This is a genomic window from Paenibacillus elgii NBRC 100335, from assembly GCF_004000865.1.
Lineage (GTDB): Bacteria > Bacillota > Bacilli > Paenibacillales > NBRC-103111 > Paenibacillus_G > Paenibacillus_G elgii.
In genome coordinates this window covers 39,212-57,316 of sequence record NZ_BIMB01000028.1, presented here as the reverse complement: position 1 = coordinate 57,316, position 18,105 = coordinate 39,212, and the positions used below count along the sequence as shown (strand labels likewise).

Annotated in this window: 14 protein-coding genes; 11 read left to right on the top strand and 3 right to left on the bottom strand. The window is 54.8% G+C overall.

Annotation, left to right across the window (positions count from 1 at the left end):
- Positions 1-23: 23 nt before the first annotated feature.
- Positions 24-608 (bottom strand): TetR/AcrR family transcriptional regulator, encoded by a 585-nt coding sequence (locus tag PEL01S_RS20240; protein ID WP_127461590.1) that lies wholly within the window; start codon positions 606-608, stop codon positions 24-26.
- 181 nt (positions 609-789) lie between these two features.
- Here PEL01S_RS20240 and PEL01S_RS20235 point away from each other — a divergent pair, with 181 nt between their 5' ends.
- Complete coding sequence (locus PEL01S_RS20235; protein ID WP_127461589.1) at positions 790-1,410, top strand: PH domain-containing protein; 621 nt, start codon at positions 790-792, stop codon at positions 1,408-1,410.
- Between the two features lie 570 nt (positions 1,411-1,980).
- Here the strand turns inward: PEL01S_RS20235 and PEL01S_RS20230 are convergent.
- Positions 1,981-2,715: a DUF5626 family protein gene (locus PEL01S_RS20230; RefSeq protein ID WP_127461588.1), complete on the bottom strand. Its 735-nt coding sequence runs from the start codon at positions 2,713-2,715 to the stop codon at positions 1,981-1,983.
- 845 nt (positions 2,716-3,560) lie between these two features.
- Positions 3,561-5,552 carry a methyl-accepting chemotaxis protein gene (locus tag PEL01S_RS20225; protein WP_063179162.1) on the bottom strand — a complete coding sequence of 664 codons (1,992 nt, stop codon included), beginning with the start codon at positions 5,550-5,552 and terminating at the stop codon, positions 3,561-3,563.
- Between the two features lie 227 nt (positions 5,553-5,779).
- Between PEL01S_RS20225 and PEL01S_RS20220 the strand changes: the two genes are divergently transcribed.
- The 10 genes from PEL01S_RS20220 (at position 5,780) to PEL01S_RS20170 (ending at position 18,040) form a co-directional block, all read left to right on the top strand.
- Entirely contained in the window at positions 5,780-7,249 is a 1,470-nt protein-coding gene (locus PEL01S_RS20220; RefSeq protein ID WP_127461587.1) for a glycosyl hydrolase, read from the top strand.
- A gap of 48 nt (positions 7,250-7,297) precedes the next feature.
- A complete protein-coding gene (locus PEL01S_RS20215) occupies positions 7,298-7,765 on the top strand; it encodes a DinB family protein (RefSeq protein ID WP_063179165.1) in 468 nt (155 codons plus the stop codon).
- Positions 7,766-7,952: 187 nt separating this feature from the next.
- Entirely contained in the window at positions 7,953-8,897 is a 945-nt protein-coding gene (locus PEL01S_RS20210; RefSeq protein WP_127461586.1) for a DMT family transporter, read from the top strand.
- A 144-nt stretch (positions 8,898-9,041) separates the two neighbouring features.
- Positions 9,042-10,214, top strand: a complete 1,173-nt coding sequence (locus tag PEL01S_RS20205) for an acyl-CoA dehydrogenase family protein (RefSeq protein WP_127461585.1) — start codon at positions 9,042-9,044, stop codon at positions 10,212-10,214.
- A 107-nt stretch (positions 10,215-10,321) separates the two neighbouring features.
- Positions 10,322-10,768 carry a hypothetical protein gene (locus tag PEL01S_RS20200; protein WP_127461584.1) on the top strand — a complete coding sequence of 149 codons (447 nt, stop codon included), beginning with the start codon at positions 10,322-10,324 and terminating at the stop codon, positions 10,766-10,768.
- A 20-nt stretch (positions 10,769-10,788) separates the two neighbouring features.
- Positions 10,789-11,664 carry a tetratricopeptide repeat protein gene (locus tag PEL01S_RS20195; RefSeq protein WP_163768050.1) on the top strand — a complete coding sequence of 292 codons (876 nt, stop codon included), beginning with the start codon at positions 10,789-10,791 and terminating at the stop codon, positions 11,662-11,664.
- A 3-nt stretch (positions 11,665-11,667) separates the two neighbouring features.
- Entirely contained in the window at positions 11,668-13,086 is a 1,419-nt protein-coding gene (locus tag PEL01S_RS20190; protein WP_127461582.1) for an ATP-binding protein, read from the top strand.
- 370 nt (positions 13,087-13,456) lie between these two features.
- Entirely contained in the window at positions 13,457-14,491 is a 1,035-nt protein-coding gene (locus PEL01S_RS20180) for a hypothetical protein (protein WP_127461581.1), read from the top strand.
- Between the two features lie 276 nt (positions 14,492-14,767).
- Positions 14,768-15,787 (top strand): AI-2E family transporter, encoded by a 1,020-nt coding sequence (locus PEL01S_RS20175; RefSeq protein ID WP_010493100.1) that lies wholly within the window; start codon positions 14,768-14,770, stop codon positions 15,785-15,787.
- Between the two features lie 168 nt (positions 15,788-15,955).
- The gene (locus tag PEL01S_RS20170) at positions 15,956-18,040 is read left to right on the top strand and encodes a septation ring formation regulator EzrA (RefSeq protein WP_127461580.1); all 2,085 of its coding nucleotides are present in this window, start codon (positions 15,956-15,958) and stop codon (positions 18,038-18,040) included.
- Positions 18,041-18,105: the final 65 nt, after the last annotated feature.

Genomic DNA, 18,105 nt, shown 5'->3' with positions numbered 1-18,105 from the left:
TTCTGGAATGAATGTTAATGTGTTCATTCGGCTGCGATTCGGGCAAGGAGCGCCGACAGCTCCGCATAAATCTTCTCCGACTCGAAGTCCGGATTGATTAAGGCCTGCAGGGCGAGACCGTCCATCAGCGCGTTGGCAAGAATCCCCCAGCTTTCCATGGATACGATGGAGCGGGCGGAAGCGGGCAGCCACCCGTCCAGCAATTCGGCGGCCTGCGCATTTTCCTTCTCCAGCAATCGGCCGAGCTGCTTCAGCATCTCTTCGTTTTGAAGGCTGTGGACGACGAGCGAGAAAAACAGCGTGTGGTAGAACGATCGATAAGCGGCGCGCTCGCGGGCCCCGGCCAGCGCTTGAAGAATAGAGGCCAGCCGGTCTTCGCCAGCCGTTTGAGCGGGCTGCACAACCTTCCATGAGGCGTCGCAGAGTGATTGAACGATTTCGAACAGCAGCTGCTCCTTCGTCTTGAAATGATAGTAGACGGTTCCCTGCGTGACCCCGGCTCCTTCGGCCACCGCCTTGAGCGTCAATTTGTCGATGCCCTTGTCCCGGATGCACCGTTTCGCAGACTCGATCAGCTCCTGCTTGCTGATGCCGTTGGGCTTGGCCAAGTGAATCCCTCCTGTCTTAGTTAGTTGAATAACTAACTTGTAAATTCATTTTACCGAAAAGATGGAAAATTGTAAATGAAGGATCGCGAGGCGGGTGCTGGAGAATATCGTTCAAGCGCGCGGAATGATATAATCGTGTTGGATTGAACAGATCCAGCAGACCAGGGAGAGGGATGATGACATGTTTGGGAAAGTAGCCGCCGACATCTTGGGAATCAGTGACATCGGGTCGGTCATTAAACCGCAGGATTACGACAAGGTCGACTCCGACGATTATGTGATGCACGAAGACAACGAGAAAATTTACTTCCTTATCAAGTCCAAGACGGACGAATACTGCTTCACTAATCTTGCACTGATCCATCTGGACGGCACGAGCGCCATCAGCAAGAAGCGCACACTGCACCGCTACAGCTACAGCACCTACAGCATCTCGGACGTTCTGCTGGAAACGGCCGGAACGGTGGATCTGGACGTCGAAATCAAATTTACGATGGGCTCCGGGTCCGCAGCGTTCTCCATCGATGTGCATAAGAAGCATATTGCCGAGGTCAAAGATTTGTACAAAGCGCTCATCAAGATTTCCGAGCTCACGCATGAGAACGAAGTGACGATGGCGTACGCGAAGGAAAGTCTCGAACTGGCGTCCTCTACCTTGAACCGCGTGGTCAAGCACGACATCGATACCGCCGGGCAGTTCAAGGAAATCAACCAAGCGGCGTTCGATTGGCTGACTAGTGCCCGCAAGCAGTATAAAGTCAAAGACTTCGGATTCGTATTCGAGAAGTATATCAACCAATAGCGGCGGGTTGTCGCACTTGCAAAAAACTGCCAAGTGAAATGATGAATTGTGACCTACAAGAGGGATACTTTGAAAAAGGTGCCCCTCTTGTGGGTCATTTATGTTTTATTCAGAATAAGGATAAGGTGTGAGTCGAACACAGGTTATTTACAAAAGACAGATCAGAAGTTGGAGACGAATTCTTAATGTGCAACATTTGTCCGATTCGATCATTACCTACACGCCTGCTTTCAAATTTGTAGCGGTACAAGCCTACGCGGGACAGACACCTTCGGGAGATTTTCATACAATCTGGCATTATCGCCAAGGCTGGCCCAAAACAGTCTCAGTCCCAACGACGCTTCCATGGAATCGTTTTTAGGTCACATGAAGGATGAGGTTGGTTTCAGATGTTGCCTGACTATTGAAGAGGTTCAAATTACGTGTTGCTGACTAAGAGCGATATCAATGTACATTAAAAAGATGACCCCTTATGAATTCCAGGGTCATCTGCTAGTAAGTTAAGCTTATGACTACTAAAAATTGTCCACAAGTCGGGTCACAGTTCCTAACCTTGGGCAAGTTTTAGGATCAGCCTTGTTGAGAAGTTGCTTTATTATTTCCGACGTATAAGTGCAAGTAATAAGTAGAGGTAGTCGAGCCATTCCATGCTGTCCATGCGAATCTTAAAGATGCACGAGCAGGTCCCTCCAAAGATTCATTTTGTTTATCAATCTTGAGGTCAGCGTTAGAGTACGTCCCACCATAAGTTGTGATGTGGTAGTCCCTAACGGAGCTAATAGAATCGTTAAAATCGCCATCGACTAAAGTATAGCTAGCCTTGAAATCGGCCTTAAATACGACAGCCGAATCGGAAACAGTTGCATCGGTAACAGTGCAATAACCACTACCACACTGTTTGAGGCCACCTTCAACGGCGCTAGGAAAAATTGTTTGTTTCGGCTCTGAGACATTTTGTACTCTTACTGAACCATCCGGAAAGGTAACCTTAGTAGTGCGAATAATTGAATCTTCTGTTTCTGCAGTTGTTTCAACGGCAAAACCCTTATCTTTCATTTCTGGATTGATAGAGTCAATTAATTGACCAGCTTCAATTTTTTTAATCAAGCTTTCTTGTGTAGTCGGCGATACACCAAATTCTGTGAAACCTTGTTTAAGACCGTCAATGTCGCGTTGACTCAGTTTAGTTTGATTCACCTGAACTTGAGTCGAGGTTGAGGGCTTCAGCGCGTCCTCAGCAGAACCGACCGCGGCAAAGGACATGGACAATGAAGCAATTAAAGCTAGTGTAGATATTTTTTTCATTTTCTACTCTCCTCTATGGTATAATGTGGATATAGTTACAGGTTTTATTGTAGTCTAATTTTCAACAAATTACAAATTTTATAGGAGGTTACATTTAATGGGTAATGAGGTAGTGTCTAATTCTCAACAATGGGACTTGGTGCCTGCTTATCTCAGTCTAACACTTTCATTAATTCCGCTGCTTGTCCTAGTAATATTGATTACCTGGTTCGTCGTATCTAATAAAAAAAGAGACAGAAAAATTAACCGAATACTAGAAGAACTAGAAAAAATGAATAAAAAGTCTTAGCTTAGTATCGCCGTAGTTGATCGTATCTCCAAGGCCGCTCAGAGCTCCGGCAGTCACGGAAAGAAACGATGGGGAAGCTGTCGCTCGCCGTGGCCCATTGATTATATGGCATGCAGGAACCTAATATCGCCGTAGATGGCGCGTCATCTAGAGCAACACAGCCGGGATGCTGTAGGCTTCACTGTTTACTCTTATTTACAATAGGACACAAAAGCCAGAGGAGATCAAAAATCTGGAAAAAGCATCGTACAACCACGGTGCACCGACGTGAATATAGACATTTTCAACAAAATTATTATTATTTGTAGAATTCGTGAATGTTCACTTTATGGCAATCGATTGCTATAGCCACTTAAGCATAGAATTTTCCTTATTTCTCCACGTCGCCGATTTCCTTACATCGAAATTAAATATAGAATCATGCGTCGCCGAGAAATTTTGCTCTCATTTTGTCTCAAACAACCCGCTTAACTTAGTCTCTGTGAGAGAAAACTGGTCTAAAAATTAAAAAATCGGCAGCTCCGAGGATAACCCTTGGATCTGCCGATTTTGCCGTTTATACCTTGAACTTCAGCAGCTCTTCGTTGAGCTCCTGCGACATCGAGCTCAGCGATTTGGAGGAAGACGAGATTTCCTCCATCGAAGCAAGCTGCTGCTGGGAAGCAGCCAAAATTTCCTGCGCGTTCTGGAGGGAAGCTTGCGAGATGGTGACCAGCTCGGTCATCGAAGCGCTGACTTCCTCCGTTCCGGCCGACATTTGCTCGGAGGCGGCAGAAATTTCTTGAATTTGCTCCGAAATGCTTTGTACGGATGCGTAAATGTTTTGGAACAGCTCTCCGGCTTCGGTGATCAGCTTGGAGCCTTGACCGACGTCGGCAACCCCTTGATTCATCGAGGTCACCGCTGCACGGGTCGAGCCCTGCACCTCTTTCACCAGACCGGCGATATCGTCGGCGGATTGCTTCGCCTGCTCCGCCAGCTTCTTGACTTCATTGGCGACGACGGCGAAGCCCCGGCCTTGCTCCCCGGCGCGCGCCGCCTCGATGGAGGCGTTGAGCGACAAGAGCTGCGTTTGATTCGAGATATCCGCGATGACTTCGACGATGTTGCCGATTTTTTGGGACAACTCGTTGAGAGCCGCCAAATCGGATGCCGTCTGTCCGACCGAAACTTGAATCGACTTCATTTGGCGAATCGCCGAAGTGACAAGCTGGTTACCTTCCCGCGCTTCCTGCGCCGAGGCGAACGATAGCTCCGAGACGTTGGAAGACGATTCGGCGATTCTTTGTACGCCGACGGCCATTTCCTCCATCGCCTTGGATGTCTGTTCCGCGCCTGTCGCTTGCGCCTCCGAGCCGTTGACGACTTGCTGTATCGCCTCGGCGACGTGATTCGAGGTTTCGACCGACTGGTCTGCAATCGCGTTCAGCTCCTCGGAGGAAGCCGCGACATGCTCGGCGGTCGCATGGGCCTGCTGGATCATGCCTCCGATCGAAGTCAGCATCGTATTCATGTTCTCAGACAGCTGCCCGACTTCGTCCTTGGACTTGACCGGGAGTCGCGTTGTGAAATCGCCCGTTCCAATCCGCTCGAGAAGCTGGGATAGAAGCACGATCGGCTTCGTGTTGGCTCTGGAGATGAGCAGCGCCAAGAGCGTGTTGATGACTACGAATACGGCGATGAAGATCCAAGAGATCAGCTTGGACTTGGCGATTCCTTCGTACACTTCGGAGGCCGGAGCGACCGTAATGATTTTCCATCCCGTAGAAGGCACGGTATCGTAGGCGGCGATATTTTCGCCGTCCTCGGCTGCGAAGGTCACCATACCGCTCTCATTGGCCAAGATGTCTGATCGGAACACCGCCGCTTGCTCTGCGGTGAACGCCTCTTCGACTTTTTTGCCGACGGCTGCCACATCCCGGAACGTAACGACAGTGCCGTAGGAGGTCACCAGGAAGCCGAAGCCGGTTTTCCCGAATTTGATATTTGACGTCAGTCCGTACAAAATCTCGGAGTTGAGTATGGTGGAAATCGCGCCGATAAATTCGTTCTTTTCGTTCAGCATAGGCACAAGCAAGATGATGACATTTTTGCCGGTTTGGCGGCTCACGATCATGTCGCTGACGACGGGCTTCTTGGTTTCCCGGGCTTGCTTGTAATAATCGCGGTCGGTAATTTGGCTAGTTTTTCCGTCGGCGGCATTGCTGATTCCGTTGGCGTCCACATAGGAGTAGTATTCGACCTCGCTGTCGATTTCCCCGAACGCCTTCAGCAGGGGTCTGATCGCTTCGACATTGCCAGATTTGAAGACCGGATTTTTTGCGATCATCTCTTGTACGAGTTCCGTCCGTTTACGCACCCAATACTCCATATATCCGACATTGGATGAGGCCAGACTTCTCTCTTTGTCACGGGTCTCGTTTTGAATTTCCGCTGTCAAATAATTGGCCAAAAAGATGGTGCTGCACAGCAAGGGAAATAAAGAAAGCACCAGTAATAATACGGTTAGTTTGATACGGATTGAAGTATTGACCCACTTTTCTAGCATGCAAGTTCCTCCCGGTTGTAAGTTTGAGTCCAATGTATGTTGTCTTGCGGCAGTGGCCGAAAGCATCTGGTTATTATATCGGTGTTGCCAGGAAACAAAATGATAGCCATGCGTGCAGTAAATAAAAAATTAATGAAACTTTAGAATTGAAACGATTATCTTTTTCGTTGCGCTCCGACTTTTTCCAAGCTAAGCTCTTAGTATGGAAAGTTCAGGAGGGGTCCCAGATGCGATGGACGGCAATTCCGTGTGCGGGCAAAATCAGTATCGCCGCCGTGCTGGCGCTGAGCTTGTGGTATGGCGCAGCCGGCAAAGAAAGCGGGGCCGCAGCCGCGGCGTCTCCCGACATGCTGTACGAGGCGGAGGACGCCCGGACGGAGGGGACGGTCATAGCCGCCACGCGGCCCGGGTTCTCGGGGACGGGCTATGTTACGGGCTTCGAGCACGCCGGGGAAGCCGTGCGGTTTACGGTGAACGTGGAGGCGGACGGGTTCTACCCGCTCAAGATCGGATACGCGTCGCCGTTCGGCGATAAGACGAACTATGTGGAAGTGAACGGCAGCACGGCGGGGGAGAAGCTGTTTCCGCAGACGGAAGCGTTTACGGAAATCGATTTCGGTCAAGTGCAGCTGGAGGAAGGCGAGAATGAGATCCGTATTTCCACCTACTGGGGCTACTTCGACGTCGATTACATCCGGCTCGGAGCGATGCAGCCGCGGCCCGCGATCCCCAAGGTAACGCCAAAGCTTGCTACGCCGCAGCCCTCGCGCGAAGCGCAGGCTTTGATGGACTACATGACATCCCGCTACGGGAAAAACATATTGTCCGGCCAGCAGCGCACCTCCTCCGAGGAGCTGAACTATATTTACCGCATCACGGGGAAGCTGCCGGCCATGGCCGGGTTCACCGCGACGGATTTTGGTGACAATGCGCTGGAGTGGGCGAAGTACGGCGGGATCGTTTCCGTGGAATGGCATTGGCCGGCGCCGATGGGGGGACATGAGTTTTTCGCTTCCAAGACGACCTTCGACGTGGCGAAAGCCGTGACCCCTGGCACGGAAGAGAACCGCATGCTGCTCCGGGACCTCGACGAGATGGCGGAGAAGCTACTCCGCTTCAAGCAGGCGGGCATCCCGGTCGTCTGGCGCCCGCTGCATGAGGCGGAGGGAGGCTGGTTCTGGTGGGGAGCCAAGGGGCCGGAAACCGCGAAGCGGCTGTACAATCTGATGTTTGACCGGTTTACCGGCTACCATGGGCTGGATAACCTGATTTGGGTATGGACGACGTCCGATACGATCCATTCGAAGGATTGGTACCCCGGCGACGACAAGGTCGACATTATCGGGGTGGACCGGTATATCAGGGACGGGGATTACAGCCCGCTGCTCAGCGTGTACGATACGCTCGTAAACATGACCGGCGGCAAAAAGCTGGTCGCCTATCTGGAGAACGGCCCGATCCCGGACCCCCGGCAGCTCAAAAAAAATAAGGTCGGCTGGATGTATTTCAACACGTGGAACGGCAAATTTCTGATGGACGGGAAGGTCAACGCCGAGCAGCATCTGCGGACCGTGTACAATCATCCGTATGTGATCACGCTGGACAAATTCCCTTCGCAAACGATTTATGGCAAGCCGCCGGAGCCTTATCCGTACCCGGCGCGCAAGGAAGCCCCGCAGCCAGTTACCGCGCATTGAGCGGGTCGGCAGGGCAGGAACTCTAATTTCGAATAAGAGGTGGGACTTATGCAAAACACTCCAAAGCTGTTCGAGCATTTGAACTGGGCCAACCTTCGGATCTTGGAACGATTGAGAAGCGGGGAGACCGGCAGCCATCCGAAGGCGGTTGGGCTTTTCGCCCATATCTTGCAGGCGGAGCGGATTTGGCTGACCCGGCTGCAGGGCAAGGACAGTTCGGCGCTGACGGTCTGGCCCGAAGCCGATCTGGACTTCTGCGGCCGGATGGCCGAGAGGAATCACGAAGATTACACCGCTTATTTGGCGGGCCTGACCGCTGCCGAGTGGGACCGCGTTCTCCGTTACACCAATCAGTCCGGCAAAGTGTTCGACACTTCGGTCGGGGATATTTTGACTCACGTGGCTCTGCATGGACAGTATCACCGCGGCCAAATCAACGCCTTGCTCAGAGCGACCGACACGGAGCCTGTGAATGTGGACTTCATTACCTTTGTTAGAGAAAAAAATGGCGCATAAGCGAAGAGGCCATCCCGGCAAGCAGATTTGCCACGGGGCGGCCTTTCGTCCGTTCTCGGACGAAAACAGGGACTTTTCGCCGGGCGGGCCGCAGTGGTACCCTCCGATTCGGGGCTCAGTGGCTCTAACCGCAGCGGGTAGGGCATGGTATAGTATCCGCACGTGAACCAGAAGGAGGAACTCGTCCATGTCCAAGCCTTGGGCGGCTTATGCCGCCATGACCTTATCGATGATGACCGTGGGAAGCTCGGTCGTCGCCGGAAAGCTGCTCGTTCAATCCGTCCCCGTATTCGTCGCTTCCGCTCTCCGTTTCGGGATCGCCGCCGCCCTGTTGATCGCCTTATGGTTTATTTTGGACGGAAATAAGCCCGTATGGGTCAAAAGCGAAGTATACCGGATGCTGCTTATGTCGTTCTGCGGGTCGTTTCTGTTCTCGGTCTGCCTGCTGTACGGTCTGCAATATACCGGTGCTGCGGAAAGCGGCGTCATTACCAGCACGACTCCGGTATTCGTCGCCTTGCTCTCGGCGCTCCTGCTTAAGGAACGATTGACGCCGCCGGTCATGCTTGGCGTCGCCGCCGCTGTCCTCGGGGTGGTGGTTCTGCACATCGGTGAACCGGTCGGGACGGAGGCGGGGACGGGGGCTGCCTGGATCGGCAATCTGCTGATCCTCCTCGCCGTAGCGAGCGAAGCGTTATTTACGGTCATCGGCAAGGGGCTCACCGGGAAATACAGTCCGGTTCTTCTGTCGGCGATCTCGTGCACGCTCGGGTTTTTGTGGTTTCTGCCGCTTGCGGTTTACGATGTCGTACGGATGGAAGGGCTTCATCTGACCGCCGGCGAGTGGTCGTACATTGTATATTATGCGGTCGTCGTGACCGTGCTGGGGTACATCCTGTGGTACGCTGGAATGAAGAAGGTTCCGGGATCGGTCTCCGGGCTGTTCACGGCGGTCATTCCCGTCACTTCGATCGTATTGTCGTTCTTCATTCTGCAAGAGCAGGTGACTTGGCGTCACGGCATCGGCGTGCTGCTCGTCGTCGCGGGCATCTTCGGCTATGCGCTCCTTGCGTCCGGTACTCGCAAAGGATGGCAATCGTCTCGTTCCTCGTATGCAGGCAAGAAAGTTTAACGCGCGGCTATGCCATCCAAATGAATCCATAATATAATTGAAAATAGAAGCCGGGTTGACATGTTCGGAAAATTCGTCGTAGGCTAACCTGGTTCAAAACATATTATTCTTATATGAATAATAGTAAAAAGGGGTGTGCATCAGATGAACCCAAATCAACCGTCGGATATGTTCATCCGCAGCGAGCGTGAGGCTGAACTTGCCGCGTTGGCGGACCGATTGGCGGCACGCTTCGCGCAGCGGGCGCCGGAGTATGACCGGGAAGGGAGCTTCCCGTTTGATAATTTCGCCGATCTTCGGGAAAGCGGCTACCTGCGGTTAACCGTGCCGCAGGAGTACGGGGGCGACGGAATTTCGCTCTACGAGCTCGTGCTGGCCCAAGAACGATTGGCACGCGGTGACGGTTCGACGGCGCTGGCGGTCGGCTGGCATGTCGGGCAGATGCTTCATTTCCGCTGCACCCGGTCGTGGCCGGAAGCCTTGTTCGCCCGATTTTGCGGCGAGGTGGTGCGCGAGGGAGCGATGATCAACCACTTCGGGACGGAGCCGGCGACCGGCAGTCCGAGCCGGGGCGGGAAGCCGCAGACGACGGCGGTCCGGACCGAAGGCGGCTGGCTGCTGAGCGGACGCAAAACCTACAGCACCTTGAGCCCGGTGCTGAACCATTTTACGGCAACGGCCGGAATCGAAGGGGAGGACGCGACTGGCGTCTTTTTCGTCCGGCGGGGTCCCGGCATCCGGGTGGAAGAGACGTGGGATACGCTCGGCATGCGGGCAACAGGCAGTCACGACCTCGTGCTGGAGCATGCTTTCGTGCCGGAGGATGAGCTGCTTGGCCGATCGGACTCGGGCTGGCCGCGTGTCGACGACGGCGACGGCTGGCTGCTGAACATTCCCGCATGCTATATTGGCATCGCTCATGCGGCAAGGGATTTTGCGATCGGCTTTGCCCGGGATTACCGGCCGAACAGCTTGCCCGGACCGATCGCGGAGCTTCCCCATATCCGCCAACAGGTCGGCCAGATGGAGGCGGACCTGATCACAGCCCGCACGCTGCTGTATGCGATGGCCGACCGGTGGGACCGGGATGAGGCCGGACGGCCTGCGCTGAAGCCGGAGCTCGGGCTGGTCAAGTACGTCGCGACGAACCATGCGATCCGGATCGTCGATGCCGCGATGCGCATCGTGGGCGGCGCGAGCTTGTCCCGCAAGCTGCCGCTGGAGCGGATGTACCGCGACGTCCGCGCCGGGCTGCACAATCCGCCGATGGACGATGTTGCGCTGCAGCGGCTGGCGGCACGTGCGTTAGCGGAGTAAGCGCAGGAGGCCAGCCCCTGAAATTTGGGTAAATTTTTGTAAGCCGCCAGCCGATATTGGTAAGAGAAACATAACCTGACCAAGTTCGAACGATGGGGGCATTAAAAGTGAGTTTGTACGAAGCCAGCTTGTCGCAGGAAACGATACGCCGTACCAAATCCTACGATATCGGCAATTTATTCTATGTCGCGTTTTTCGGAGGCGTCATTGCGCTTACCGTGCTGGCGAACCGGACCGGCCGCTGGCTGCATGTGAATCCGAACGTCTTAAGGGGCTTCATCCTCGTGGCGGCCCTGCTGTATCTTGGCAAAATGGGCTTCTACTACGCTTATTTTCATCACATGATCGAGCTGGAGCGCGTTTATGTAAAATATATTGCCCGGGCCGCGGAGCTGCTGCTGTTCGGTGGGTACTATTTGGCGCTCCGCCAGCCGTACCGGCAGCATATGCTGACCGTCGGCGAGAACGAGCCGCTCAAGAAAAGCGGGATCATATGGTGCCTGATTTCCGCCGGGATCGAAATCGTTTCGATCGTGCTGTTGATCGCACTTTAAGGCTGGGGGGCTGCGGTTTCGTGGACGAGAGAGCAAGCAGGGCGTTGGATTCGAAAATCGACCATTATTTGGGCATGCGGCGCTACGCCAAAGTGATCGAGCTGGCGAAGGAAGGGCTGGCTGACGATCCCGGCCAGGCGCGGTATTATTTTTATCTTGGCGTCTGCTTCTATTCTCTGGAGCGCTACCGCGAAGCGGAGGATCATCTGCAGGAAGCTCTGGTGCTCGGTTACGATAAAGAAGCAGTATTCGAATGGCTCGGAGACGTCTACACCAAGACGAAGCGCTGGGTGGAGGCGGAGCGGGCGTATCTGGATGCGCTCGGTGATAACCCCGAGAGCGCACGGGTTCATGCGTCTTATGCGATGCTCCTCAGGGAGACGGGGCATCACGACAAGGCGGACCAATTGATGCGGAAGGCGCTCGAGCTGGACCCGGAGGACGATTACGTGGTGCGTTCCCACTATATGTTCGCGCTGACGAAGGACAGCCGTTTGCAGCAAATCCATTCGCTGGAGCGGCTGATACAGGTGTCGGGCGATCAGATCGCCATCGAGGTGCATCTCGGGCTGGATGCCCTGTACCGCGACCGTCTGACGGAAGCCCGCGACCATTTCCGGCAAGCGTTCCTGCTCGACCCGACGAATAAGGAGCTTGCGGCGCTGTTGGAGGAGCTGGACTGGGGACGGCATCCGATACTCATCCCGCTGCGGCTGGTCGAAAAAATCGGCGGCCCCATGGTCGTCTACGTCGTCGGCCTCGGCGCGATGCTGGGGACCCGGGCACTCGGATGGGAGCAGGCGACGATCGTGCTGCTCGTTCTATATTTTTCTTACTTAATCTATTCGTGGACGGCCAAGCCGCTGGCGAAACTATTAACGAGAATCCGAGGGTAGCGTATGGACAAGATCAATTGGCTGGAGCAAATGGCACAAAAGCAGCCGGAGGATGCGCAGACCTGGTTCTGGCTCGGCAAGGAATACGAGGCCGTGGAACGCTGGCTCGATGCGATTCAGGCGTTTTCCAAGGGCCTAACGTATGCCCAAGACGGTGCCCTGCGCGGCGAAATCGTCGCCGTATTGTCCCAGGTGACGGCGCGGCTGCAGCAGAGTGCGGCGGCAAGCGCTCCGGCGGACGCCGCTGCAAGCACCCCGTCACCGGCGGAGTCCCGGCTCGAAGGCCGGCCGGACACTTCCGGCGGCGGCACCGTGACGGAGCTCTTTTCCGGCCGGGGGCCGGAAGCCGCAGAGCATGGGGACCGCTTTGAGGAGCGTGCGGACTGGCGTGACGAGCGGTTCGGGGAGCGGAAGCCGGAGGACGACGGGCCGGATGAAGACGAGGCGGATGTCCGCCGCGTTCCGGGCAAGCAAGTGACGGCGTTCCGTCCGAAGGTACACCCGGGCTTGCAGGTGGTGGCCGGCGGCAAGGAACCGGTTTCCGAGCGGAAGTCCGACATTCCGGTCATTATGTTCGAGCACGTGGCGGGCCTCAAAGACTTGAAAAAAACGATCCAGATGAAGATCATCAGCCCGTTTTTCAACCAGGGCTTATTCTCCAAGTTTCGGAAGAAGACGGGCGGCGGCGTGCTGCTGTACGGGCCTCCGGGCTGCGGAAAGACGTACATGGCCCGGGCGACCGCAGGAGAATGCCGGGCGAAGTTTATTACGGTGCACATTACGGATATTTTGGACCCCTATATCGGGATAAGCGAACGCAATCTGAAGGAAGCGTTCGATAAAGCGCGGGCGCAGCGGCCCAGCGTCATGTTTTTCGATGAAGTCGACGCCATCGGCTTCAACCGCTCCAAATCGTCCTCGCTCACGAGAGGCTTGGTCGATACGTTTCTGCACGAGATGGACGGTATCGACAGCGATACGGACCACCTGCTGATCATCGGCGCGACCAATATGCCGTGGGACGTCGACAATGCGCTGAAGCGGCCCGGCCGGTTCGACCGTCTGGTCTTCGTCGAGCCTCCCGATGTGGAAGCGCGAGAGCATATTTTTGCGTTGCAGATGCATGAGCGGTACGCCGAGAAGCTGGACACGGCCAAGCTGGCGAAGGCGACGGAATTTTTCTCCGGCGCGGACATCGCGAACGTATGTGAGCGTGCGGTGGAGCGGGTGCTGATGGAAATTCTCGAAACCGGCGTCGAGCGTCCGGTCCGGATGCGGGATATGGAGGAAGCGCTGGCGGAGGTGCAGCCATCGACGCTGGACTGGCTGCGGACGGCCAAAAACTATGTCAAATACGCCAATCAGGGCGGGATGTACAACGATATCGAGCGGTACTTGCGCCAGCATGGGAAGCATATTTGACCGGCTTGTCGCGCACCCCGAGACAAGTTGAAAGTGGAAGTCCGGAATGCTATCATTTAAGTACTAATCATCATGTATGGAAGAGGAGCCCGATTGTGCGTCGTTCGGGCTTCTCTTTTTTGTAAAATCGGACCCGGGAGGAGGCGGCGCATGAACTTCAGAGTGCTTGTGGCGGATGACGAGCAAGCGATTGTCAGCGCAATTGCATATGCCTTGAAGCGGCGAGGCTGGGAGCCGACGATTACATGACCAAGCCGTTCGATCTGCGCGAGCTGGTCGCCGAGCGGGTAGCCGGAAAGTCCGGCGAAGACTTCTTTACCACGGTGTATGATTTGAAATCGTAGAGAAACCAACATGAGGTGGAGTGCAGATGATGAAACGTGCTGGAAGGATGGCTGTTCTGGCGCTGCTTGTCGTGACGGTGATGACAGGGTGCGGAAGCGGCGACAACTCGTCGACCGTGAAGGAGCCGCAAGGGCAGACGACTTCTCCGCAGCCGGGGACGCCCAATTCGGAACCGGTCCGCGGCAAGGACTTGCTGAAGCAGTTGGACAAGACTGCTTCGGGAGCGAAGGAAGCCCGGGAAATTACGGCGTTTCTGGACGTTAACTTGCAGAAGGCCGACGTGAAGACGGCGGACAGGATGCTGCTGCGGCTTGAGCAGTATTACGACCAGTTGCTGCCAGGCGTGAACGGCAATTTCAAGCGGATGCTGGAGCAGCCGGGAACGGCCGAGAAGCTGCGCGAGCTCGGGTTTCCTCTCGATTTCAATAAAATCCAAAACGACGATACGCTGAAGCAGTGGCTCCTGCGGCAAACCGAAGGGAAGCTCGCGCTGGACATGAGCGGCGAAGGCGATTTTTATTGGAAAATCGACTATGAGGCTTTGAAGAAAGCGTACGCTTCCTTCGCGTCCGACGATGTTAAGGCTTACCTCAGCATCCGGGCGGCGGAATCGAACAAGACGTTTTTCGACGACGGCCGTCTGCTGATCGGACGCAGCGAGCTTGCGGATCGCATCCTGCGGGCGGAGAACTACTTGACGAGCTATCCCTCCGGCCATCGGAGGACCGAAGTCAAAGCGCTGTATGTCGATTATATGGAGCAGTACATTCACGGATACCGGTACGACGCCATCGATGAAAGCACGATGAAGCTGCTTCCGGCGGTCAAGCGCAGCTACGAGCAGCTGGTGAAGCAGCACCCGGATACGAAGACGGCGCAGATTGTGCAGGATTACCTGGAGGAGATCAACCGGAACAAGGACGTGATCTATCATCCCGGCAAAAAAGGCGAGAGTATCGTCGGCGATCCGAAGCGGAATATCGGCGAGTTCTGGAGCGGGCTCCGAAGCCGGATCGATGCCGCATTCCAGACAACGAAGCAGCAGCCGGGGGCGGGATAAACAACAAAACTGAATAAAAAACGAAAAAAGGACGATAAAAGCTAATGAAGCCGTGGAAGAAGGCGATCCTCACGTTGACGGGCCGCGGGATCTTATGATGTTCTTTTTCCTAGGGCACGCAAGCCCGGACAGCGGGACACGTTCCCGTGCTGTCTCTTTGCCTTTTGAAATATTTATGTCAATCGGGCGCGTTTCCCTGAAACTTTCGTTCCCTTTGCTTCGTATACTGCATGGGAAGTTTTATTCCTTATTCCGGCGGAACAGGAGATTAAATGTATGGAATGGCTTAAAACGATGTTTACCAACCTGACGGTAAGAAGATTCGCCATATTGCTCATAGTTTGCTTTTTGCTGTTCCAAATTCGGGATATGCTGAATTTGGTGCTGCTGACCTTCCTGTTCACCTTCATCATGTACCGTCTGCAAGGGTATGTCACGGCGCAGTTGAACCGTTTCATCCGGATCAACAGCAAGACCGTTGTGATCTTGCTGTATTTGATCATTTGCGGCCTGTTGGGCTGGGCGATCGCTCACAATCTGCCCAAGGTTATCGTCCAAATCAAACAGCTGTACGACGTCGTGTTTTCACTGATGAACTCGCCTCACCCGGATGATGAGCTGTCCAGATGGATCGCGGGCATCTTGAAGGAATTGAATCTGCAATCGTATGTGAAGCAAGGCTTCGAATATGTGCTCAAGATCAGCAACTGGGGAACGACATTTATTTTCGCGCTGCTGCTCAGCCTCTTCTTCATCCTGGAAAAGAACCGCATCGTCCGATTCACCTCGAAATTTAAAACGAGCAAAATCGCTTGGCTCTATAACGAGCTGGAGTATTTCGGCCGGAAGTTCGTGCTTTCCTTCGGCAAGGTGATCGAAGCGCAGCTGCTGATCGCCGTGTTCAATACGATTTTTACTGCGATTGGGTTATGGATACTGGGGTATCCGTACTTGTTCGCGCTGTCGATCATGGTGTTCCTGCTCAGTTTGATCCCGGTGGCGGGCGTTATTATTTCACTTATTCCGCTCTGCATTATCGGCTATACGCTGGGCGGCCTGCTGATGGTCATCTATGTGATCGTGATGATTACCATCCTGCATTTCCTGGAAGGGTATTTCCTGAACCCGAAGCTGATGTCGTCCAAAACGAATCTGCCGATGTTCTATACGTTCATCATCCTCATCTTCTCTGAGCATTATTTCGGGGTATGGGGGCTCATTATCGGGATTCCGGTGTTCGTCTTCCTGCTGGACATTCTCGACGTGAACGTGGATGAACGCTCTGGCAAGGGATGAGCGGGAAGCTGGTTGGGTAAAGTCATAAAGCTTGAAACTTAAGACAAGGCGCCTTCGGGTGCCTTTTTTGTTGCTCTAACAGTGCCATAATCCGACAAAAAAGGATGTTGGCCTGCCTCCGTTTCTAGTATAATCTTCCTATAACACCGATGCGGACGAGGTGGAAGGATGAAAAAAATACTACTCGGCGTCATGCTGGCGTTAGGGTTGCTGGTTCACCAGAACGCGCTGGCCGACCCGGCTCCTGCAGGCGGCGTGCCTTCGGAGAATGCTCCGGCCAAGCCTGATCAGGCGGTACAGCCGCCTGCAGAGAAACCGCAGGAAACGCCGTCTTCGGTTCCTGCTCCGGCGGATGCCCCGCAGTCAGGGAAGATTACCATTTCTGCCGGTACGTTCTTCCTGGTGCTGGGTACGGTACTGGTTTTACTTGTCGTACTCGGCTGCGGACTTGTCTACAAGCTGAGGGTCAGAAGGCTTCGCCGTGGGGCGCAGCGTCTGCTGGTAAACATGATGAGCGCGGTGGAAGAGTTAAGACCTTACGAAGGGAATGCAAGGGGAAGCACCGAATCGATCGTGAAGCAAGCAGACGAGCGGCTGGCTAACCTTACGGTGGCTGTTAGCCGGCGGTTGACTGTGTTAACGGAAACGAAAATTTTCTTTCTCCACTTCGTCAAGCTCTCGCGGTTTATCCGTGATTCGAAGGGCGAACTCAAGCGGTTGAGGGCGTCCTTCAAGGAGGTTCATGCCGAGGTCCGCCGCGTTCTGGAAGCGGCCCAAGCCCTATCGCCGCAGCTTCAGAGGCTTACCGATCAGCGTGTCGCCGTAGAAGCCGAAGCGAAAAGCCGGACAGCGGAGCTTGCATTTCCGCTGAACCAAACGTACGAAGAGCTGGAACGGCTCCGGCAGGAGCTGAAGCAAGCGTCCGATGCGGCGCGGCCCGACCCGGTCGGAGCGCAGCGGATTGCGTCGCAAGCCGAAGCCCGGCTGCAAAGCATCAGCCGGGACGTGAAGGACATTGGCGTCTATCTGAACGAATACCGGGCTTTCCCGGGCCGGGTGAACCAAGCTGAGGCCAAAGTGAAGAAGCTTGTGGAAGAGCATTGTTTAAATCTGCTTCATATCGATCCTTACGGGAGCCTTGCCGAGGCCCGGAGGCTGTCGGAGGACATGCTGGAAAATCTCAAGGCCGGCAGCCTTGAACAGGTTAGAACCACCGCTGCCCAAGTCAGCGCCCTTTTAAAGGCTGCGGTTGAGATGACGCAGCGGCATGCGGCGTTCCGCCAGCAGAACCCGAAAGACATTCAGCTTGTGCAGAAGAAGCTGTGGGAATACCGGACAACGGACGCGGCGCTCGCGCCGGCGCTTGCGAGAACGCGCCAATGCTACGCTCAAGAGCATTGGCAGGACATGTGGGAGCGTTACGTGACAATCGATCGGCATGTGAAGCAGATGGAACAGCAGTTGCCCGAGGTGAAACGGCGATCCGACGACGAGCACCAGGATTACGATACCGCCAGACACGCTTTGGACGACATGCTCGCACGGCTGCGCGAGGCCGAGGAGATGCAGCGGAATTGCCGCAGCGCCATTGAGCAGTTGGATCGGGGCTACGGCAGCTTGAAAAGCAGACAGGAGCAGGCGTGGTCGGCGCTTGACGCGGCAGTGAAGCAGGTGAAACAAAACCATCTGCGCTTCCTCGTGGCGGACCAGGTCGACATGGTGCTCGCAAGGGCGGAATCGTTAAATAACGAGCTGAATCAGCGGCTGTTCGTCCCGCCTTATCGTCTCGGAGCGATTGAGCAGCATGTTGTCCGCCTAACCGATCTCGCCAATGAGTTTGCCGGAACCGTCAAGCAGAGGCTGGATCAGAAGCGGCAGGCGGAAAAAGCGCTTGGTCAAGCGCAATCGAGCTACCGCTCCACACGCGCCAAGGTAAGATCCAGGATCGAGGTTCGAAGGTTCGACGCTCCTCATACATCCGTTATTCAGCGCGTAGAAGGCCTTATTGCCGGAGGCCGCTACATCGAGGCTGTCCATGAATGTCATGATATGGATAAAATTATAAGCGAGATGAAACGGCTGTATCGGCGGGAAATCGAAGAAGAACGAAGAGTAGCGGCGGCACGCCGGGCAAGCGCATCAAGCTCGAGCTCAGGATTCTTCGGTTCCTCCGGCTCTTCCGGTTCCTCTCGCACTTCCCGTGCTTCCGATGACGATGACGGCGGAGGGGATAGCGGAGACGAAGACGAATAGACGGCGCATAAAAAAGGCACCGCTCCTGTTTTGGCAGGATGCGGTGCCTTTTGCATGGATGGGTT